Below are 19,995 nucleotides of genomic sequence, written 5' to 3'. Positions count from 1 at the left end.
CAATCTTTAGATGATGTTTTCTAAACCATAAACAAGCTGATCCATTTTCATAACTTCTTCTATGCAAAACGCAACGCCCGACATAAAGGAGTTACGGTTTAATGAATCATGGCGAATCGTTAGTAGCTGCCCATCTCCTCCAAATAATACTTGCTGGTGTGCCACTAAACCAGGTAATCGTACGGAGTGAATGCGCATGCCATCAAAGTCACCACCTCTTGCACCTTCAATGGTTTCTTTCTCTTCTGGATGCCCTTGAGTCTTTTGCGTACGGACCTCTTGTATTAGTTGTGCCGTTTTTACTGCTGTCCCAGATGGTGCATCAAGCTTCTGATCATGGTGCATTTCAATAATCTCTACATCTGGTAAATATTTGGCCGCTTCTTTTGCAAATTTCATCATCAGGATAGCGCCAATCGCAAAGTTCGGTGCAATAATGCAACCTAATTCTTTTTCTTTGGCCATGGCTGATAATTCCTCTAGTTGTGCATCTGTAAATCCTGTTGTACCAATTACAGGTCGTACATTTAAATTCAATGCTTCCTTCGTATGTTTGTATACTGAATGTGGGTTAGTTAAATCCACTAATACGTCTGGTGCAGTTGCTTCTACAAGTTCGTGCATTTCCGTAAATACAGGTACCGTATAGCTTGCTGGAAACATATCTAAATCAGCTAAAGTTTTTCCTACTTCCTTATAATCTAGTACAGCTACTAATTCCATTTTGTCATGTTTCATGACTGTATGTACAGCCTCAGCTCCCATTTTTCCTCTTGCTCCCGCAATGGCTACACGAATCGACATCATTCTTCATCCTTTCTAGTCCAACGATCCTTATCTCTAGTTTCAAATTTATGTATGACGCGTAAAAGAGCTTCATCCAGTTTAATACCTTGTGCATTTGCAAAACATACTAGTACAAAGAAAAAATCTCCTAGCTCTTCTTCGATACTATTTGTGTCCTCTGTACTCTTTTTCTTTTTTTGTCCATAAACATCTTGAACCTCACGTGACAGTTCACCTAATTCTTCTGTTAAACGCGCTAGTAGCTCGAATGGTGGGAAATATCCCTCTTTAAATTGTCCTATATAATCATCAACACGCTGTTGCAATGCTTGCATTGATAGTTGATCAGTCATTAAAATCACACTCCTACTTACCATCGTATAAAATTTACACCATTGTTGTCAAAACCAATAAAATGTCAGATAATAGATAATACCACTTCATTTGTTTGGACTACAGGAGGTCAAATGCTAAAACAGATTAAAATTCGTAATATTATCGCAATAATGCTCGGAGCTGCCATTTTCAGCTTCGGCTTTGTTCACTTCAACATTCAAAATCAACTGGGTGAAGGTGGACTAAGTGGAATTACACTCATACTATACTTTACACTAGGATGGGACCCTGCCTTAATGAACCTGTTATTAAATATCCCAATGTTTATTATAGGTTATCGATTACTTGGAAAAAAATCATTTGTCTATACACTTGTAGGTACTTTATCCGTATCTCTGTTTCTGAAAATTTTCCAAAAGTATCAATTTACTATTCATTTAGAGGATGATATGTTGCTGGTTGCTCTATTTGCTGGTTTATTTGTCGGGCTAGGACTTGGTATTGTCTTTCGCTTTGGCGGCACTACAGGTGGTGTCGACATTCTGGCTCGGCTTGGGCATAAATATTTTGGTTGGAGTATGGGGAAAACCATGTTTGTCTTCGATGCCATTGTCATTATCCTGTCATGGCTTACATTCCTAGATGCCCGTTCGATGATGTATACACTAGTCGCTGTATTTGTTGGTGCACGTGTGATTGATTTTGTACAAGAAGGTGCCTATGCTGCACGTGGTGCTCTCATTATATCTGAAAAGTCTGGTGTGATTGCTGAGACGATTGCTCTAAGAATGGAGCGAGGTATCACGATTTTAGAAGGTCATGGACATTTTACTAAGCAGCCTAAAGAAGTTATTTATTGTGTTATTGGCCGCAATGAAGTTGTACGATTAAAATCGATTGTGCATGAAGTCGATCCGCACGCATTCGTTTCTATAATAGAAGTCCGAGATGTGGCAGGCGAAGGCTTTACACTTGACGATCAAAAGCAACCACTTCATTAAGCATACGAAGATAAAAAACTTGTTATAGTGGTGCACCACTATAACAAGTTTTTTCTTAGTCATCGCTACGCATATTTGTAAAAATTAACACTAAACGTAATAACTCAAGTACAGCTACTGCTGCCGCTGCTACATATGTTAGTGCTGCTGCACTTAACACTTTTCGTGCTGGACGTTCTTCTTCATTTGTAATAATACCTAATGAATTCATTTGAACTAAGGCACGCTTCGAAGCATCGAACTCCACTGGCAGTGTCACTAATTGGAAAACAACACCTGCTGCTAATAATATGATACCTAACAGCAAGAAATTCGTACTACTTGCAAAAATACCAACCATTACAAAAATCCAAGACATATTGGAAGAAATGCTTGCTACTGGAACGAGCTTACTACGTAATGTAAGCATAGAATAAGCTTCTTTATGTTGGATGGCGTGACCTACCTCATGGGCAGCAACCGCAGCACCTGCAACACTCGCTTCATAAAAGTTACTTTCTGATAAAGCAACTGTTTTTGTTGCCGGATTATAATGATCAGACAACACACCTTGCGTTGGCACAACTCGTACATCATATAAGCCGTTCGCATCTAAAATCGCACGCGCTACTTCTGCACCTGTCTGCCCCTTCATTGTACGTTGTTTTGCAAACTTTTTATACGTACCCTTCACTTTCATTTGTGCATAAAGTGGAAGTAGCATAATAATCGCAAAATAAACAATATACATGCTTGTTGACAATTTTCTAACCCCTTTCTACCTCTATACTATAATTCTATAATTTATACCCTAATTCGGCAAATATTTGCGCCACCTAATTGAGAAGACCGCAAGAAAAATGCACGCAATTGATAACCAAAACGTAAAGTAGCCAATATAGCTTGTGTATTCGGCTAAATCTCGATACATAGGCATTTGACCAAAAACATAGTCGATGACATCATTATGTAATGTCCAAACAGCTGCTATTGCCACATGCCAATAAGTAAAGACATATTTTTTCATATACAAAATGGCTTGAACTGCCATGGCAAAATGCGAGCCGACCAACATCCAACCTTGCCATCCAATGGATCCTGTTTCAATCAACGTCAAAATATTCATGACATCTGCCCATAAACCATACTTCACCAATGTAACAAGGGCTAGTACTTCCATTAACGGCCAGCTTTTACCCAAGATCCAAGCAATCAATACAAAACAAAAGAATAAGCTAGCTGTTGGGCTATCTGGAACAAAAATATAAAAAATAGGCTTCGTTATCGCCAATTGCCAACCGTACCAATAATAGCCATAAATAGTGCCCAATAGATTAATAATAAGCAGAGCTATTAAAAATGATTTGTGTGTGAGAAGATACCAAATATTTGCTCTTGTTATTTGCAAGATTTCAACTCCTTTCACTTAAAAAAGTTTTTTATGTATAGTACTTGAAACCTAGAACCAAACCTCTACCGTTTATGTTTCCTTAACTTCAATATGTGTTATTTTATTGATTTGATTCGCTTACTTCTCTCAATCAACTGCGCCTGGGCATAATTGGCGCTTCGCTTTCACTCAAATAAACAATGCGTAAACTCCCGTTCATCAAGATAACAACTGTTTTATCGACATTTTTCGCTAAAAAACATTGTAAAAGGGAACCTTTTTGCATGGCTATCAGTCCCAATAGTATAACAAGGTAGAAAAAAAAGAGCCAGTTTCCTGACTCTTTTACTATTACTCTGCTTTTAAACTTTCGATGAATTCAGCAAGTTTTTGCAGATCTTCATCAGAACCTGTCCATAACCCTGGAGGCATTTTACCGCTCTCTGTACCGTTATGTGCAATGTCCTTAATTTCATCAGCAGTTAAACCTGTGTTCATTAGAGTTGGCGCACCAGCTCCACCCTCTAAACCTTCACCGTGACATGTAATACATGCTGAACCAGCATAGACTTTATAACCTTCTGATTCTTCATCGAACTCAACTGTTTCTACGATCGCACCCATAGCTTTTTGAGCTTCCCAGTCGTGGTTAACAACTGATTCCCAAGTTAGGTAGAACATAGAAGCAAGAGATAATAACATAAACGCTGTTGGTAATGGACGTTTAGATGGACGACGTTCTGGACCCTTGTCTAAAAATGGCATTAATAATAGCGCTCCAAATGCAAGACCTGGAATTACAATAGCTCCGATAACATTGTATGGACCAGAAGCAAATGAGTATTTTAAAAGTTGATACATAAATAAGAAGTACCAGTCCGGTAGCGGTGTATATGCTCTAGTTGGATCTGCCGGCCCTTCAAGTGGTGACGGGTGAGCGACAGTTAATAATAAGTATCCAATTAAAAATACAGCACCTACCATCCATTCCTTCAGTAAGAAGTTCGGCCAGAAAGCTTCCGTCTTACCTGGATATTCGGAATAATCCTTTGGAACATTCGGCATTCTGTGATTCGCTTTAATACGAGAATCGCCGACAAATTTCATTCCTTTTCCGCGATGCATAGTGTCCCCTCCTTTTAAAGATCATCGAACCGTCAAGACAATTACAACGGTCCTGAAATTCCTTGACGACGAATCATGATAAAGTGTGCTGCAAGTAACCCAAACAATACTGCAGGTAAGAAGAATACATGAATCGCAAAGAATCGAGTTAACGTTTGAGCACCAAGAATTGTAGTGTCACCCGCTAATAGTACTTTAATTATTCCACCGATAAACGGTACAGATGCTGCAATTTCGATACCTACTTTAGTAGCGAATAATGCTTTCATATCCCATGGTAATAAATATCCTGTAAAACCAAGACCCATCATTACACCAAAAATACCTACACCAACCATCCAGTTTAACTCACGAGGTTTCTTATAAGAACCTGTGAAGAATACACGAAGTGTATGTAAGAACATCATTACGATTACTAATGAAGCTCCCCAGTGGTGCATACCGCGTACGATTTCACCGAATGCTACTTCGTTTTGTAAATAATAAACTGATTTCCAGGCATTCACAACGTCTGGTACATAATACATTGTTAGGAACATACCAGAAAGAATTTGAATTACTGTGATGAAGAACGTTAATCCACCAAAGCAATAAACGAATGCTGAAAAATGATGTGCAGGGTTAACGTGCTCAGGCACTTCGTGGTCGGCAATATCACGCCAAATCGGTGTAATATCTAAGCGCTCATCGACCCAATCATAAATTTTATTTAGCACTGTTGTCGTACCCCCTTACTTATTTAACTAGAGTATTTGCTTTTGCTGGACCAATCATTAAATAGCCATCTTGATCTTGTACTTCAAATTCATCCAACGGACCTAGAGGCGGTGTACCTGCAACGTTTTTCCCGTTTTTCTCGTAACGCCCTGCGTGACATGGACAGAAGAATTGATCTGGGTGAGCTGAATCTCCACCCCAGTCCACCATACAGCCTAAATGCTTACAAACTGGTGAAAGAGCAATGATTTGATCGCCGTTTTTATATACCCACGCTACGTTTGTAACATTCGATTTGTACCATGCGTCAACTTGTTCGAATGAAAAGTCAACTTTTACAGGTGCTTCAGTGAGGTCAGCGATTTTATGCTCTGTTTTTACAAAATCTCCACCATCATGCTTTTGTAATACTGGATCAATTGCGAATCGAAGCATTGGCATTAGCATACCTGCCGCCATAAATCCACCTACACCAGTAAGTGTATAGCTTAGAAATTGACGACGTGAAACTCGATTATTACTCATTATTTTCCCCCCTCTAACTTAAAGGTCAGTCCAACGGACATACTTTTACAAATAGTAATACTAGGACATATATATGATATATCAAGTCCATAGCTTGGTCAATATAGCATTCTGTGGAAAGCTGGAGAATGTGAACATTTATTGAAACTAATTGTTAAATCTGTGCCCATTTAGTCGAAAGCATCGGAATCACTTGTCGTAATTGATCTTCCATAATAGATTTTTTCACACTTGCATCCATACTTTCTAACGGAATAGCTGGTAACCAAATAATATTTACTATATCTCCACTAGTTGTCCAAGCGTGGTCACAAGTAATGAAGAACACATGCTTAAATCCAGCATTATGTAATTGTGCTTCTAATTGCTGTGGTAATTCATCGTTTTTTAAAGTTGTCATATAAGAAAATGGTGGCATGACAAGTAAACGGCCTTTAAACTGCTGCTCTATAAAAGAAGTTAAAGACATTACAAAATCTACTTCGGCACCACTCTGTTTCATTTTTTCAGAAGATAAATCGATGGATACGAGTGGAACAATCGCAGTATCAATGAAATCTTTCTGCGCCATAAACGATGTCACATCGTTTGCATTAAAATACATTCAACAAACCTCCTTTTATCACAAAATAAAAAATGCCCTTATCCACTCTTCAATAGGATACCCAACTAAAAGTGAAAACAATCATTCACTAGTAATGTTACCATATTGAAGTGGATAAAGGACATTCAATTTTTACCTATAATTAACGTAAATTAGCCGTTTCCTTTAGTGCTTGTAACAAATTAGACAATTCATAGAAACGCTCTTCATCTCCCTGGTCGAGGGCTTCATCAATTTGTGCGAGTAATTTTTCTTCTTGGAATACGAGTAAGCTATTGGAAAGCAGCTCTTCCGCCAGTAAACGATCTTTTTCACTGACTAGCAGTGTTTCTGGCATATAAGGGTTTTCTTCGAGAACTGCTAAGTATTGTGCACTTGGTGGTATATTTGGAAAATTCAATTGTATATACATATCTTCTTGTTCATGTAAGCGTAAATCATGGAAAGACTTCTCGGCATCCGCCGTCATTACATTGCCTTTGTAGAAACGAAAAGGCACACCTGTTGAGTCTACTGTCGACATTACCATCGCTCTAGGACAATAGTGAGCTTCTTCCACAAATCGGATTCTTTTTAATAAATCATCATTACTTAATAAGTAATTTAAAATCCACACACACTCACGACGTTTCAATTGATAATTTTTTAAAAACCATCGAACAAATGCTTTTTTATCAACAACTGATACAGAAGCAGTCATACCCACTCCCTCCTTTACTCAAATTCTAAGGTTTCTAACTTCTCTTGCCACTCTGGTTCACCCGGTTGAATGTTGATTAATTGTCCAAGAACCTCTTTTGCCTCTGAACGTTTTCCTTCCTCTAATAAGAAGAAAACATATTTTTCTAAAAATGTTGCGTCTTCCTTAAAATCATTATATGCCAAACGGTAAAATTCGTATGCACGGTCGTACAATTCTAAATTTTCATATGCTTCTGCTGCAAATGGATATAATGTGCTCCATTCAAAATCGTTTTGCTGTAAAGTCTCGAATAATTCGATAACATCCTCATGACGCTCCTGCTGCCCTAACACAGAAATAAGTGCCAGTACTGCTTCCATATATTCAGGGTCCAGCGCTATGGCTTCTCGCAGATGTTGCTCTGCTTCTTCAGGCAAGCCATTTTTTAACGCCATTTTACCAGCAAACAAATAGAGCGATTTATCATATTCATCGCGTGTTAAGCCCTCTTGAATGGCGGCATATGCTTTTGGATTATCCTCTGTCATAGCATAGCTTTCCGCAAGCAATAAGTAGGCTGAGAAGTAATCAGGATCTAATTCTTTCAATTCCTCTAATTGTTTAATAGCCATTTCGTATTTTTGCGATTGGAAAGCTGAATAAGCAGCTCCAAATAAAATATCTGGCTTTACCTCATCCTCAAGGGCCTTTACATAATAATCGAAAGCCGTTTCATAGGCAGCCCCTGCACGATAAACCTCTGCCAATCTTTCGACAAGATGAATACCAGCAAATTCTTCTTGCTGCTCATATAATTCTTCATACAATCTTGCAGCCTCTAAAAAACGACCTGTTTCAAATAAAAGCTCTGCTTTCGCAAAATGTAATAATGGCTCGTCTGGTAAAATTGCTAATGCTTCATTTATACGCTTTTCTGCAACCTCAAATAACCCTTGCATTTGATAATAATCAGCTAAAACTAATAAAGATTGAGGATATTCTGGTGAAGATTCTTCAACTTCTAGCAATAAATCCAACGCTTCATCTTCGTCACCAAGCTCCATTAATACATTTGCACGATCTATTTTTAACTGTGCCTCTTCTGGGAATAAAAATTGTAAATGCTCCAGAACACGGTCAGCTTCTTTCATGTACCCATATTGCATAAAAATCTCAGCAAGTGCATAAATCTCCTCGGGTAGCTCCTTCATTAAAAATGATTCTAATAGCTGATCTATTAATGCTAAGTCCCCTTGTTCAAGTGCTTGCATCATTTCAGTCATCGCATTGTTCACAGTCATTCACCTATTCTTTCATTAATACCTTTATGCTACAAAACATTTACCTTCGAAACAAGAAAAAACTCCCCAAAAGCTTGGAGAGTCTATCTTTAATTGTTACTTCACTGCCTCAACATGCTCAAAGAACGTTGGATAGGATACAGCAATACATTGTGCATCATCTAATGTAACTGCTCCATCTGTAATGAAAGCTGCGACAGCTCCCATCATACCAATACGATGATCACCATATGTTTGAAGACTTGCACCTTTTAAGGACGTCGGTCCATTGATAATCATTCCATCTTCTGTTGCTTCGATATCGGCACCGAGCTTTTTCAATTCCGTTACAACAGCAGTAATGCGGTCAGTTTCCTTCACTTTTAGCTCCTCTGCGTCCTTAATGATCGTTTGACCATGTGCTTGCGTAGCTAGTAATGCAATGATCGGAATCTCATCAATTAATCGTGGAATAATATCACCCTCAATTACCGTACCGGATAGCTTAGATGTTGCGATTTGGATTGTTGCTGTAGGTTCAGCTTGCGTATCATCACTTGGCGTCATTGTCATCGTTGCACCCATTTTTTGAAGTACCTCGATAATGCCATCCCGTGTTGGGTTGATGCCAACATTATTTAGTGTTAATCGACTATTTTGGCAAATCGCTCCTGCTACTAAGAAAAAGGCTGCTGAGGAAATATCTCCTGGTACAGCAACATGTGTCCCACTAAGGGATTGTCCCCCTTCAATTGAAACGACACCTTGATTAACTTCTACATGGGCACCAAATTGACGTAGCATGCGCTCTGTATGATCTCTAGATACTTCTGTTTCTCTGACAATGGTTGTTCCTTCTGCACGTAAGCCAGCTAGTAAAATAGCAGATTTCACTTGTGCACTTGCTACAGGCATCTTGTAATCAATAGCTTGTAGTGTTGTCCCTTGAATGGCAAGGGGTGTATATTGCCCGTCTGCACGCCCAGTTATATGTGCACCCATTTGACGAAGTGGATCGATCACGCGTCGCATTGGTCTTTTTCCTATTGATGCATCCCCTGTCATCACTGAATGGACAGTAGAACCAGCTAATATGCCTAGCATTAAACGTGTTGTTGTACCAGAGTTACCTGTATACAACACCTCTGAAGGCTCTTGCCACCCTTCCATTCCTGGGCTATGGATCGTTACATTCGTTCCTTCCACATCTATCTGAACACCAAGCTTTTGGAAGCAATCTATTGTACTTAAACAATCTTCACCTAATAAAAAACCTTCCACTGTCGTTGTCCCACTAGCAATGGCTCCGAACATTACAGAGCGGTGAGATACAGATTTATCGCCAGGAACGGTTAGAGCTCCCTGTAAAGAAGGTTTATTGTATTGTAAGACTTTTTCACTCATGAACTTTCTTCCCTCCAATATGAAGATAGAAAGCGCCGAAATGCCGACGCTTTCTTTTGCTATGAAATATACGTTTCGAAATTTGCTCGTTTTTGAATACAAGTTACAGCACGTTTACGATCATTTTCGTTTTGGAAACTAATAACCAGAATACCGAAAACATCTTCACGTGATTCGACGATTCTTAAATTGGTAATACTGATCGCTTCTTCAGCTAGAAAACCCGTGACTTCTGAAATAACACCTGGATAGTCAGGCACATCAACATAAAGGTCAAACGGCGTATACATCGCTCCTGCACTAATCGGTAATTCATCTCTCAGCTCTTTGGCAACAGAAAAATAGGATTCAATTTCCTGAGCAGAACCATTCGTCAGCAATTCCTTAATACGAGTCATTTCTTTTTCCCAGCCTTCTAACTGAGTGAGTAACTCATCGCGATTTTGCAAAGTAATGTCGCGCCATAAAATAGGGTTTGAAGAAGCTATTCGTGTAACATCACGAAAACCTCCTGCTGCAAGAGAACGTGTCATTGGGTATTCCCCATTTTCTCCACCTAATTGATGCACAAGTGAAGCAGCAATGACATGTGGGAAATGACTCACCACAGCTGTCATATGATCATGTTCACTTGCAGATACACTAACCACTTTTGCATGCGTAAACTTTAGTAAACTTTCAAGCTGCGCCATATGAATGATTTCTTCTCCAGCGAGAGGTGTGAGCATGTAATACGCATTTTCAAAAAGATGTGCTTTTGCAGCTAACACACCACTTTTATGAGAACCAGCCATTGGATGTCCACCAATAAACGTTATGCCAAGTTCACGTAATTCGCTGGCTTTTTGCATAATTAATTTTTTTGTACTTCCTGTATCTGTTACGATGACTTTATTTTTTAATGGCCATGATTTTAATTGCTCCATCCATTCGAGCGTTGCATTAACAGGTGTACCAAAGATAATGATATCAATATCTGCAGCAACAGCTTGTGGATCCGTGACAACATCATGCACAATATTTAATGTTTTTGCACGCTCACGCGTTTGAGCGTCCATATCATAGCCAATGATCTTTGTTTCAGGCGCTTTTTGTAAAGCAAGGGCAATGGAGCCACCGATTAATCCAAGCCCAATAACGAGCACATTGCGTGTCATGCAAATACCCCTTGTTGTTTTAATACTTCGTCAAGTTGGCTAAGTAATGCTGCATTTTGAGCCTCTGTTCCGATTGTGACACGGATAAATCCTGGTAATCCTAGCGCATTGCCACTGCGGACAATAAAGCCTCTTTTCATAAGCTCTTGGAAAACTACATCACTATCAGCTTGCGTATCAAAGAAAATAAAGTTCGTATCAGATGGGAAGTATTTTAGATTATGCTTTTCACAGAATTCTACGTATTGCTTTTTACCGTTTTCATTGGCTTCACGGCATGCTTCAATATAATCTTGATCACTGAGCGCAATAGTCGCAACAGCTTGACTTAAAATCGTATTATTAAATGGTGAGCGTACAGGATCGAGCTTCGCAATGATGTCAGGTTGCCCAATCGCATAACCAACTCGGAACGATGCCAGGCCGTAAGCTTTAGAGAACGTACGCAATAACAGAACATTCGGATATTCATCAATGATTGGTAGTGTATTCAAGTGATCAGGGTGCGTCACATATTCGATGTAAGCTTCATCTAATACGACAAGGACATCGTTTGGTACCTTGGCAAGAAAGGCACGTAATGCAGCACCTGGAATCACAACCCCCGTAGGATTATTCGGACTACATACCCAAACAATGGATGTTTTCTCATCAATTGCAGCCACCATTGCTTCTAGATCATGTGCACCTTCAATACAAGGCACTTTACGTACTTCAGCACCTTCAATTTCAGCATTATGCCAGTATTGAGAGAAAGATGGGTCAGCCATAACAGTATTTACCCCTGGATACAACAGTGCACGAGTAATAATAGCAATGATGTCGTCAGAGCCGTTACCAAAAAGAAGCTGCGTCTCTTTAACACCTAGATGATTCGCAACAGCTGTACGTAAATTTTGTGCATAGCCATCTGGATAAAGTGCATGATTCACTGCATTATTTTGTAAGTAAGCTATTACCTTAGGTGAACACCCAAACGGGTTTTCATTAGATGCCAATTTAATGACTTCCTTTAAGCCATATTCACGTTGTACTTCTTCAATTGGTTTCCCTGGCTTATATGCTTGCATACCGTCCAATTGTTGTTTCCACTTCATCTAAAACATCTCCTCTACTTATTTAACTTGAGCTAAATCTGGTCTTAATTTCACTGCATCATTGAGATACAAATGCTTTACATCTTTTTGTGCTACCTCTACATTCGCGTGAATTAATACGCGAATACACAATGGTAACGCATTAGGCACATCCATTTCATGAGTACACATAACAGGCACATATTGCCATCCGTCCATCAAGCGTACCGCACGTGCAGGAAATGCAGAAGTAATATCTGGTGTTGTGGAAATAAGAATCGATGCAATCTCATCTATCTCCACGTTATTTGCTGCCACAACCTCACGAACTAGTCTAGCTGTCTCATCCCATACAAGCTCTGGCTTGTCAGATTCAATTGTTATTGCCCCTCTAAGTCCACGAATCATACAAGCACCTCCGCTAATAACTGTCTATATTCTTCATCTACTTTTTTGCATTCTTGTAAATCAATAGCCCTTACAAAAGGTTTACCAATTTTATCCAATAAAACAAATTGTAAAATGCCATATTCCGCTTTTTTATCTTTCATCAAATAGCTTGTTAACTGTTCGAATGAATAATCATTTACAGCCTCAAAAGGATAGCCATTTTTCACTGCAAACTGTAAAAATGCTTTGGTGAATGCTCGATCCAATTCTCCGTATCGCTCGCTTAATAATAAACAATATACGAGTCCAATCATAACCGCTTCACCATGTGCTACTTTGCCATAGCCAGCAGCCGCTTCAACCGCGTGTCCGTATGTATGGCCTAAGTTTAAAAATTTTCGAACGGACTGCTCTGTTTCATCCTCAGCTACAATTTGTGCTTTGACTTCAATTCCTTTTTTCAGCTGTTTTGCTAGTTCATTTTGATTAAAATGAATGACTGAATCTGCTGTCATTAATTCCTCTAACCATACTGCATCGGAAATCATCGCATGCTTGATTAATTCTGCCGTTCCTGAACGTACCTCGCGCTCAGATAAGCTTTCAGTGAAAACAGTATCGTAAATAACACCTTCTGGCTGATAAAATGCGCCAATCATATTTTTTCCTAATGGATGATTAATAGCTGTTTTACCACCAACTGCTGAATCATGCGCTAAAATGGTAGTTGGAATTTGAATAAATGGAATCCCTCGCATATAAGTTGCCGCAACAAACCCAGTTAAATCTCCAACAGCTCCTCCACCAAAGGCAAAAATAAATGATTTCCGGGAGCACTTTTGTTCCAATAAAAATGTTTGAGCAGCGTTGTATTGTTCAAAAGTTTTGCATGCTTCACCACCAGGCAAAATAAAAACTTCAAAATTATATGGGAAATTTGCCTTGAAATAGTCTCCCTGTGCAGCCCATACATTGGCATCTGTAAACACAATAAGCTTATCTGCCTTTTGCAGTTTATCTTCAAATGTTTGAATGGCTTCAGTTAGAAATTGATGGCCAAGTACTACCTCATAATGATGCGATTTTGTTGCAACTGGTACACGCATAAATCAGAACCCCTTTGTATATTGACGATGCTCGTCAATTTGAGCTTTTAATTGAGGTAGTTGATCACTATGGAATTGCTCCAAAATAGCATTGGCTATTTCCCAGGCAATAACATGCTCAGCAACTACAGATGCAGCTGGTACAGCACAGCTATCAGAGCGCTCTACGCTCGCTTTAAATGGCTCTTTTGTTTCGATATCCACACTTTGTAATGGTTTATATAATGTTGGAATTGGCTTCATCACACCACGCACAACGATTGGCATTCCAGTAGACATACCACCTTCTAAGCCACCAAGTCGATTCGTCGCACGCGTATAGCCTTCTTCTTCAGACCAAATAATCTCATCATGCACTTCAGAGCCTTTACGACGTGCCATTTCAAAGCCAAGTCCAAATTCTACGCCTTTAAATGCATTAATGGATAGCATGGCAGCGGCTAGTTTCGCATCAAGCTTACGATCATAATGTACATAGGAGCCTACACCTGCTGGCATACCTTCTACAATGACTTCTACTACACCACCAATAGAATCACCAGCTTTTTTCGCCTCGTCAATAGCCTCAACCATTTTGGCTGAAGCCACTGGATCTACACAATAACATGGATCAGCTTCAACAATAGCACGAATTTCTTCCGTTGTTCTGCCTTCTATTAAGGACGTATCTGCCTTAATTCCCACGATCTCGGTAACATGGGCGACAATAGAAATGCCTAATTCATTTAGCAAAGCCTTCGCCACAGAGCCGACTGCTACACGTACAGTTGTTTCACGCGCAGAAGAACGTTCCAATACATTTCGTAAATCTCGATGACCATATTTCATGCCTCCTACTAAATCGGCATGACCTGGTCGAGGTCGTGAAATTTGACGTTTGATATCCTCAGGATTGACATTCTCATCCAAAGGCTCAGCACCCATAATTTTAGTCCAGTGCTTCCAGTCATCGTTTGTTACAACGAGTGCGACAGGTGACCCTAGTGTCTGTCCATGACGAACACCAGCGACAATCTCAACCGTATCTGTTTCGATTTGCATACGGCGCCCACGTCCATGACCTCCTTGACGTCGTTTTAAATCGTGATTAATGCTTTCTGCTGTTATGGGTAAGAGTGACGGTAAGCCCTCAATAATTGTCGTTAATTGGGGTCCGTGTGACTCACCTGCTGTTAAGTAACGCATAAACGCTTTCTCCCTTCAACTCGCTAAAGTATGTATTTTTCACTATAACATATATTCTTTAAAAAAACAGTCCTTTTACAAATGTCTTTTAAGTACCTGCCATTTCTATACCCCTAAATGCGAATATTCTGAACGACATTATTAAAGAACTTGTTAGATTACTCAAATGAAGTGTTTCCCATTATAGAGGAAGAGTCTTCAAGATCTGACGTTTTCTCTTTCGGTAAACAACATGTGCTGAATCAAGATAAAAAATACGCCTTTGCTTAGGATAAGCGAAAAGCGTACGAAATATCTATGTCTAATACCTGGCCTACTATATGTACATGACTGTTCTGGTCACTTGTACAAAGCTTTTCATCCATATTATTAACTATTTTTCCGATAAAAGAACGTATCTTCTACATCAAATTCATAACGTCCGGGATTAAAAATTTGCTCTGTTGATCCAACAAATAAAACCCCATCCTTGCGCAGTGCTTTACTAAAATTGTTATAAATTTGATCTTTCGCTTCTTCCGTGAAATAGATCATGACATTACGACAAACAATCAAGTCATAATTACTGTCATAGGAATCATTGAGCAAATTATGTTTCTTGAAGGTTACACAACGCTTAATTTCATCCTTCACTCGATAAAAGGAGCCTTCTTGTTCAAAATACTTTGCCTTAATGTCAGCTGGCACCTCTGCTAAAGAGCGTTCAGGATAGACACCTAGTTTTGCTTTTTGTATAACATTCTCATCTAAATCAGTAGCAATAATTTGAATTTGAGATAAAGGCACCAATTGTGATAATACCATCACTAAGGAATACGGTTCTTCACCTGTTGAACAAGCAGCACTCCAAATTTTTAAACGCTTATTTGTTTGTAACAGCTTCGGAAAGATTTTCTTTTGTAATACGTCCCAACGCTTTCCATTACGGTAAAATTCGGAAACATTAATCGTCATACGATCTAAAAATTCATTCATTAAATCACGATCTTGTTCAAGTGCCTTTAGAAAGTCTACAAAATGACGATAGCCTTTTTTCTCGTAAAGAGAGGTTAATCGTCTTTTCATTTGCGCTTCTTTATATAACGCTAAATCTATTCCTGTTTTGCGCTTTATACCTTCTATAAACTGTTCATAATCAGACATATGGTCATCTTCCCCTCTAGCGTTGTATTTCCATTATAGCGGAAAAGTGCCAATCCTGAAATAGTCTTTCTCATGTATACCCATCTACTTGCTTGAGTTTTGTTTTTCTTCTAATAGGAGCACTTTCGACTGTTCTAATTCCAGACGCATTTTTTCTGTTTCTATCGTATAGGTTTCCAATCTAAGCTTCTCTAATTCCACTTCTTTCTCGATAGCTTTCAGTTTAATTTTTTGTTGTCTTGTCCGAGCGTCCGTAAAAATCCCTGCTAATGAAATAATGACGCCCCCAATAATCGCAACAATGGCAATTGACAATCCGTCCACATCCTTTCGTTATTAACGATTATACGGTAAAATCGCAAAAATAGTTTCACTTTTCAGGAATTTATTTCAAATAAAAATGAAGGTAGTTTTCCACCACCCTCATTCTATCGTTATCTCTAAACTTTTACGCGATACTCTTTTAAATCTTCTCGTAATTTAGCCTTTAAAAATTTACCTACCGATGTTTTCGGTACTTCTTCTATGAACACAATGTCATCTGGAATCCATGTTTTATGAAATTGTGTCTGTAAACTCTCTAGTAGCTCTGCTTTAGTAATCGTTTCCTTATATTCAGGCTTCGCTACTACACAGGCTAACGGTCGCTCCATCCATTTTTCATGTGGAATGGCAATAACAGCAGCTTCAAATACTTTTGGATGGGACATCAAAGCATTCTCAAGCTCTACAGAAGAAATCCACTCACCGCCACTCTTAATTAAATCCTTTGTACGATCAGTGATTTTTATATAGCCATCTGATGTCATCACCGCTATATCCCCTGTATAGAGCCAGCCGTCTTTAAAGGACTCTCCTGTGCGTTCATCATGATAGTATTCATTAGCAATCCACGGACCTTTAATTGTGAGTTCTCCCATCGTTTTGCCATCCCATGGCACTTCACCATGTTCATTGACAACACGTGTTTCAATTAGAGGCATGGTCATCCCTTGTGTAATGCGAACATGCATCTTTTCATCAGCTGTGTAGTCTGTCATATGTGTTAAATATGTGGAAAGACTCACTAACGGTGATGTCTCTGTCATACCATAGCCTGTCATATAAGGAATATTTAGTTCTTGTTCAAAGCCTCGAATAAGACCAATTGGTGAAGCAGACCCCCCACAAACAATTAATCGCATGGACGATAAGTCGCGAGGGTTTTGACGCTGTTCCTGTAGAACACCCAACCATATCGTAGGCACCCCTGCCGTCAACGTTACTTGATATACTTCAAATAACTCAAGCAAAAGTTGTGGTGTAAACATCGGTCCTGGTAACACCTGTGTAGAACCAAATGCCACACCAGCAAAAGGTAATCCCCATGCATTGGCATGGAACATGGGTACAACAGGTAACACCACATCCGACTCACAAATAGCAATACTATCAGCAAGACCAGCCGTTAAACTGTGTAGTACAATACTGCGATGTGTATAAACAACACCCTTAGGCATACCTGTCGTTGCACTTGTATAGCACATCCCAGCAGGTGTATTTTCATCTAAATCTTCTGGGAACGTGAATTGGTCATTGGCTTCTGCTAGTAACGCTTCATAGGAAAGAGCATTCGGAATGGGAATAGATTCTACTGCAACAGCATCTCCCATAATAATAAAGTGCTTGACCGTTTTAAGCTGTGACACAATTGGCGCAATAAGAGGCACTAGATTGTCATCAATTAATAATATTTCATCTTCTGCATGATTGATAACATAGGCAATATGCTCCGGCGCTAATCGAATATTAATCATATGCAGAACTGCCCCTGCACACGGTACAGCAAAATAGGCTTCCAAATGGCGATGGTGGTTCCAAGCAAACGTACCTATTTTCATGCCACGCTTCATTCCTAGCTTTGTAAGAGCATCAGCTAATTGACGAGTCCGTTTGACATATTCTTTATACGTAAATTCGTGAATAGTTGTAGCACTTGTTCGTGAATAAATTTTCTTTGAATGAAAAAATCGTTCTGCGCGATTCAAAAAACTTGTTAATAATAAAGGCGTATCCATCATATGCATTATACCGCTTCCCTTCATAAACGAATTTTTGAAACGTCCAAGACTGACAGTTACTAGAATCCACTTCAAAATTAAACTTTATTCTTACTTGGGCTGCATGCGGATGGCCCCGTCTAGGCGAATGACCTCTCCATTTAACAAACCATTGTGGATAATGCTTTCAACCAAAAGGGCATATTCCGAAGGTTTGCCAAGTCGCTTAGGGAATGGTGTCATTTGAGCAAGGGCTGTTCTTGCAGGCTCAGGTAACGAAGCAAACATCGGTGTTTCAATTAATCCTGGGGCAATGGTCATCACACGGACACCTATCTCCGCAAGCTCTCGCGCAATTGGCAACGTCATCGCCGCTACACCGCCCTTTGATGCACTATATGCAGCTTGTCCAATTTGCCCATCAAATGCAGCTACTGACGCAGTATTAATAATGACGCCACGCTGTCCATCCTCATTTGGCTCATTACGCTCCATTTTCTCAGCAGTAAGACGGATGACATTGAATGTACCAATTAAATTAACAGTAATCACTTTTTCAAATAATGCTAAGGCATGTACACCCCTCTTAGAAATCACTTTACTTGCATCAGCAATGCCAGCACAGTTCACTGCAACATTGACCTTACCAAAAGCTGCAATGACTTGCTCAAGACCCGTTGCCACATCCTCTTCCTTTGTGACATCCACTCGTGCATAGAGAACATTTTCCCCTAATTCCTCCACAAGAGCTTGGCCACGTTCATCATTTACATCAAAAATAATTGCTTTGCCACCTTGTTCAACAAGTTTTCGTACAGTTGCCTCCCCTAAACCCGATGCACCACCTGTTACTACCGCTACCACTTCATGATTTTTCAACTAACATACCCCCTCTTACATTTTTTCGATAATTGTAGCATTGGCCATTCCCATTCCCTCACAGATAGCCAGCAAGCCGTAACGATAATTCTCTCGCTCCATACGATAAAGCATTGTCGTTAACAATTTTGTGCCAGTAGCACCTAATGGATGTCCAAGTGCAATCGCTCCTCCATCTGGATTGAGCTTCTCTGGGTCTCCCCCAATTTCATGGAGCCATACAATTGGTACTGGTGCGAAGGCTTCATTTATCTCATACGTATCAATATCATCTATGCTGAGGCCTGACCGTTCTAACGCCTTTCTAGTAGCTTCGATTGGCCCTGTTAACATGTATGTTGGATCAGAACCAACGACCACTCTTGTCACAATTTTCGCGAGTGGTTGAATGCCAAGTTCTTGGGCCTTATCTAAAGCCATCACAACTACAGCTGATGCCCCATCACTCATCTGACTCGCATTGCCAGCAGTAATTACACCATCCTCTTGAAAAACGGTTTTTAATCCATTTAATATATCTACAGTTGTTTCTACACGAGGGCCCTCATCAACAGCAAACGTTGTAACAGAACTATCCTCTTGTGTAACTTGAATCGGTAGTATTTCATCTTTGAAATAACCTTTTTCAATGGCAGTTAATGCTCGTTGATGGCTACCGTAAGCATAATTATTTAGCTGCTCTTTTGATAGAGACCATTTTGTTGCGATTTTCTCCGCTGATAATCCTTGGTGAATAATATTATAATTGTCCTGTAACCGTTTACTAGCGTGTGCATTTTGCATGTTTGACCCCATCGGTACCCTTGACATACTTTCCACACCACCAGCAATCACAACATCCATATCACCCGCTAAAATTGCCTGTGCTGCGAAATGTACGGCTTGTTGGCTAGAACCACATTGACGATCAATGGTTACCCCTGGCACACTCTCTGGAAAACCAGCCATTAATAAAGATGTCCGCGCAATATTTGCACCCTGTTCAGCTGTTTGGCTAACACAGCCCAAAATGACATCATCCACTTGTTCCTTACCGATACCTGCCCGTCTTACAACCTCCTGTAACACTTCAGCTGCTAAATCATCTGCTCGAACTTGACTTAAAGCGCCCTTACTTCGCCCCACAGCAGTTCGCACAGCTGCAACAATCACTACTTCTCTCATGTCCATAACCCCTTTTCTTCTTCATCC

Annotated in this window: 22 protein-coding genes; 1 reads left to right on the top strand and 21 read right to left on the bottom strand. The window is 39.7% G+C overall.

Features of this window, described 5'->3' with window-relative positions; all coding sequences use genetic code 11:
- Nucleotides 1-6: 6 nt before the first annotated feature.
- Nucleotides 7-804 carry a 4-hydroxy-tetrahydrodipicolinate reductase gene (gene dapB / locus GJU32_RS04045; RefSeq protein WP_155590641.1) on the bottom strand — a complete coding sequence of 266 codons (798 nt, stop codon included), beginning with the start codon at nt 802-804 and terminating at the stop codon, nt 7-9.
- A complete protein-coding gene (locus GJU32_RS04040; RefSeq protein WP_155590640.1) occupies nt 804-1,139 on the bottom strand; it encodes a nucleotide pyrophosphohydrolase in 336 nt (111 codons plus the stop codon). The genes dapB and GJU32_RS04040 overlap by 1 nt, the downstream gene beginning before the upstream one ends.
- Before the next feature lie 114 nt (nt 1,140-1,253).
- Between GJU32_RS04040 and GJU32_RS04035 the strand changes: the two genes are divergently transcribed.
- On the top strand, nt 1,254-2,123 hold the full coding sequence (locus tag GJU32_RS04035; RefSeq protein ID WP_155590639.1) for a YitT family protein: 870 nt from the start codon (nt 1,254-1,256) through the stop codon (nt 2,121-2,123).
- 55 nt (nt 2,124-2,178) lie between these two features.
- Here GJU32_RS04035 and GJU32_RS04030 read toward each other — a convergent pair whose 3' ends face one another.
- The 19 genes from GJU32_RS04030 to GJU32_RS03940 all read right to left on the bottom strand — a co-directional run bounded on the left by GJU32_RS04030 (nt 2,179) and on the right by GJU32_RS03940 (nt 19,968).
- Nucleotides 2,179-2,853 (bottom strand): zinc metallopeptidase, encoded by a 675-nt coding sequence (locus GJU32_RS04030; RefSeq protein ID WP_155590722.1) that lies wholly within the window; start codon nt 2,851-2,853, stop codon nt 2,179-2,181.
- Between the two features lie 60 nt (nt 2,854-2,913).
- Nucleotides 2,914-3,510: a lipoprotein heptaprenylglyceryl N-acetyltransferase LhaT gene (gene lhaT, locus GJU32_RS04025; RefSeq protein WP_155590638.1), complete on the bottom strand. Its 597-nt coding sequence runs from the start codon at nt 3,508-3,510 to the stop codon at nt 2,914-2,916.
- Between the two features lie 333 nt (nt 3,511-3,843).
- Complete coding sequence (locus tag GJU32_RS04020) at nt 3,844-4,617, bottom strand: menaquinol-cytochrome c reductase cytochrome b/c subunit (RefSeq protein ID WP_155590637.1); 774 nt, start codon at nt 4,615-4,617, stop codon at nt 3,844-3,846.
- A gap of 41 nt (nt 4,618-4,658) precedes the next feature.
- Nucleotides 4,659-5,333 carry a menaquinol-cytochrome c reductase cytochrome b subunit gene (gene qcrB, locus GJU32_RS04015; protein WP_155590636.1) on the bottom strand — a complete coding sequence of 225 codons (675 nt, stop codon included), beginning with the start codon at nt 5,331-5,333 and terminating at the stop codon, nt 4,659-4,661.
- A gap of 19 nt (nt 5,334-5,352) precedes the next feature.
- A complete protein-coding gene (locus GJU32_RS04010; protein ID WP_155590635.1) occupies nt 5,353-5,859 on the bottom strand; it encodes a Rieske (2Fe-2S) protein in 507 nt (168 codons plus the stop codon).
- 154 nt (nt 5,860-6,013) lie between these two features.
- Nucleotides 6,014-6,463, bottom strand: coding sequence for a YpiF family protein (locus GJU32_RS04005; protein ID WP_155590634.1), 450 nt, complete (start codon nt 6,461-6,463; stop codon nt 6,014-6,016).
- A gap of 142 nt (nt 6,464-6,605) precedes the next feature.
- Nucleotides 6,606-7,163 carry a ReoY family proteolytic degradation factor gene (locus tag GJU32_RS04000; RefSeq protein WP_036123193.1) on the bottom strand — a complete coding sequence of 186 codons (558 nt, stop codon included), beginning with the start codon at nt 7,161-7,163 and terminating at the stop codon, nt 6,606-6,608.
- 14 nt (nt 7,164-7,177) lie between these two features.
- The gene (locus GJU32_RS03995) at nt 7,178-8,446 is read right to left on the bottom strand and encodes a tetratricopeptide repeat protein (protein WP_155590633.1); all 1,269 of its coding nucleotides are present in this window, start codon (nt 8,444-8,446) and stop codon (nt 7,178-7,180) included.
- Nucleotides 8,447-8,542: 96 nt separating this feature from the next.
- Nucleotides 8,543-9,829 (bottom strand): 3-phosphoshikimate 1-carboxyvinyltransferase, encoded by a 1,287-nt coding sequence (gene aroA / locus GJU32_RS03990; protein ID WP_155590632.1) that lies wholly within the window; start codon nt 9,827-9,829, stop codon nt 8,543-8,545.
- A gap of 59 nt (nt 9,830-9,888) precedes the next feature.
- Nucleotides 9,889-10,986, bottom strand: coding sequence for a prephenate dehydrogenase (locus GJU32_RS03985; RefSeq protein WP_155590631.1), 1,098 nt, complete (start codon nt 10,984-10,986; stop codon nt 9,889-9,891).
- Nucleotides 10,983-12,083, bottom strand: coding sequence for a histidinol-phosphate transaminase (gene hisC / locus GJU32_RS03980; RefSeq protein WP_155590630.1), 1,101 nt, complete (start codon nt 12,081-12,083; stop codon nt 10,983-10,985). The genes GJU32_RS03985 and hisC overlap by 4 nt, the downstream gene beginning before the upstream one ends.
- An 18-nt stretch (nt 12,084-12,101) precedes the next feature.
- Nucleotides 12,102-12,470, bottom strand: coding sequence for a chorismate mutase (gene aroH / locus GJU32_RS03975; RefSeq protein WP_155590629.1), 369 nt, complete (start codon nt 12,468-12,470; stop codon nt 12,102-12,104).
- Nucleotides 12,467-13,558, bottom strand: a complete 1,092-nt coding sequence (gene aroB, locus GJU32_RS03970) for a 3-dehydroquinate synthase (protein ID WP_155590628.1) — start codon at nt 13,556-13,558, stop codon at nt 12,467-12,469. The genes aroH and aroB overlap by 4 nt, the downstream gene beginning before the upstream one ends.
- A gap of 3 nt (nt 13,559-13,561) precedes the next feature.
- Nucleotides 13,562-14,743: a chorismate synthase gene (gene aroC, locus GJU32_RS03965; RefSeq protein WP_155590627.1), complete on the bottom strand. Its 1,182-nt coding sequence runs from the start codon at nt 14,741-14,743 to the stop codon at nt 13,562-13,564.
- A gap of 369 nt (nt 14,744-15,112) precedes the next feature.
- A complete protein-coding gene (locus tag GJU32_RS03960; RefSeq protein ID WP_155590626.1) occupies nt 15,113-15,886 on the bottom strand; it encodes a CheR family methyltransferase in 774 nt (257 codons plus the stop codon).
- Between the two features lie 84 nt (nt 15,887-15,970).
- Entirely contained in the window at nt 15,971-16,201 is a 231-nt protein-coding gene (locus GJU32_RS03955; protein WP_155590625.1) for a hypothetical protein, read from the bottom strand.
- Nucleotides 16,202-16,326: 125 nt separating this feature from the next.
- On the bottom strand, nt 16,327-17,952 hold the full coding sequence (locus GJU32_RS03950; RefSeq protein ID WP_155590624.1) for a long-chain fatty acid--CoA ligase: 1,626 nt from the start codon (nt 17,950-17,952) through the stop codon (nt 16,327-16,329).
- A gap of 84 nt (nt 17,953-18,036) precedes the next feature.
- A complete protein-coding gene (locus tag GJU32_RS03945) occupies nt 18,037-18,804 on the bottom strand; it encodes a 3-hydroxyacyl-CoA dehydrogenase (RefSeq protein ID WP_155590623.1) in 768 nt (255 codons plus the stop codon).
- Nucleotides 18,805-18,819: 15 nt separating this feature from the next.
- Nucleotides 18,820-19,968: a thiolase family protein gene (locus GJU32_RS03940; protein WP_155590622.1), complete on the bottom strand. Its 1,149-nt coding sequence runs from the start codon at nt 19,966-19,968 to the stop codon at nt 18,820-18,822.
- Between the last annotated feature and the right edge of the window lie 27 nt (nt 19,969-19,995).

Source organism: Lysinibacillus cavernae (genome assembly GCF_009724685.1).
Taxonomy (GTDB): Bacteria; Bacillota; Bacilli; order Bacillales_A; family Planococcaceae; genus Lysinibacillus; species Lysinibacillus cavernae.
This window is presented reverse-complemented; position numbering and strand designations above follow the sequence as displayed.

Coding starts and splice junctions, on each gene's coding strand:
- GJU32_RS03985 (WP_155590631.1), bottom strand. CDS start 10,986: ATGACACGCAATGTGCTCGTTATTGGGCTTGGATTAATCGGTGGCTCC.
- GJU32_RS04010 (WP_155590635.1), bottom strand. CDS start 5,859: ATGAGTAATAATCGAGTTTCACGTCGTCAATTTCTAAGCTATACACTT.
- GJU32_RS04040 (WP_155590640.1), bottom strand. CDS start 1,139: ATGACTGATCAACTATCAATGCAAGCATTGCAACAGCGTGTTGATGAT.
- GJU32_RS04000 (WP_036123193.1), bottom strand. CDS start 7,163: ATGACTGCTTCTGTATCAGTTGTTGATAAAAAAGCATTTGTTCGATGG.
- GJU32_RS03950 (WP_155590624.1), bottom strand. CDS start 17,952: ATGCATATGATGGATACGCCTTTATTATTAACAAGTTTTTTGAATCGC.
- GJU32_RS04005 (WP_155590634.1), bottom strand. CDS start 6,463: ATGTATTTTAATGCAAACGATGTGACATCGTTTATGGCGCAGAAAGAT.
- dapB (WP_155590641.1), bottom strand. CDS start 804: ATGTCGATTCGTGTAGCCATTGCGGGAGCAAGAGGAAAAATGGGAGCT.
- aroA (WP_155590632.1), bottom strand. CDS start 9,829: ATGAGTGAAAAAGTCTTACAATACAATAAACCTTCTTTACAGGGAGCT.
- hisC (WP_155590630.1), bottom strand. CDS start 12,083: ATGAAGTGGAAACAACAATTGGACGGTATGCAAGCATATAAGCCAGGG.
- GJU32_RS04035 (WP_155590639.1), top strand. CDS start 1,254: ATGCTAAAACAGATTAAAATTCGTAATATTATCGCAATAATGCTCGGA.
- GJU32_RS04020 (WP_155590637.1), bottom strand. CDS start 4,617: ATGCATCGCGGAAAAGGAATGAAATTTGTCGGCGATTCTCGTATTAAA.
- GJU32_RS03940 (WP_155590622.1), bottom strand. CDS start 19,968: ATGAGAGAAGTAGTGATTGTTGCAGCTGTGCGAACTGCTGTGGGGCGA.
- GJU32_RS03960 (WP_155590626.1), bottom strand. CDS start 15,886: ATGTCTGATTATGAACAGTTTATAGAAGGTATAAAGCGCAAAACAGGA.
- GJU32_RS04030 (WP_155590722.1), bottom strand. CDS start 2,853: ATGTATATTGTTTATTTTGCGATTATTATGCTACTTCCACTTTATGCA.
- GJU32_RS03995 (WP_155590633.1), bottom strand. CDS start 8,446: ATGACTGTGAACAATGCGATGACTGAAATGATGCAAGCACTTGAACAA.
- aroC (WP_155590627.1), bottom strand. CDS start 14,743: ATGCGTTACTTAACAGCAGGTGAGTCACACGGACCCCAATTAACGACA.
- aroB (WP_155590628.1), bottom strand. CDS start 13,558: ATGCGTGTACCAGTTGCAACAAAATCGCATCATTATGAGGTAGTACTT.
- aroH (WP_155590629.1), bottom strand. CDS start 12,470: ATGATTCGTGGACTTAGAGGGGCAATAACAATTGAATCTGACAAGCCA.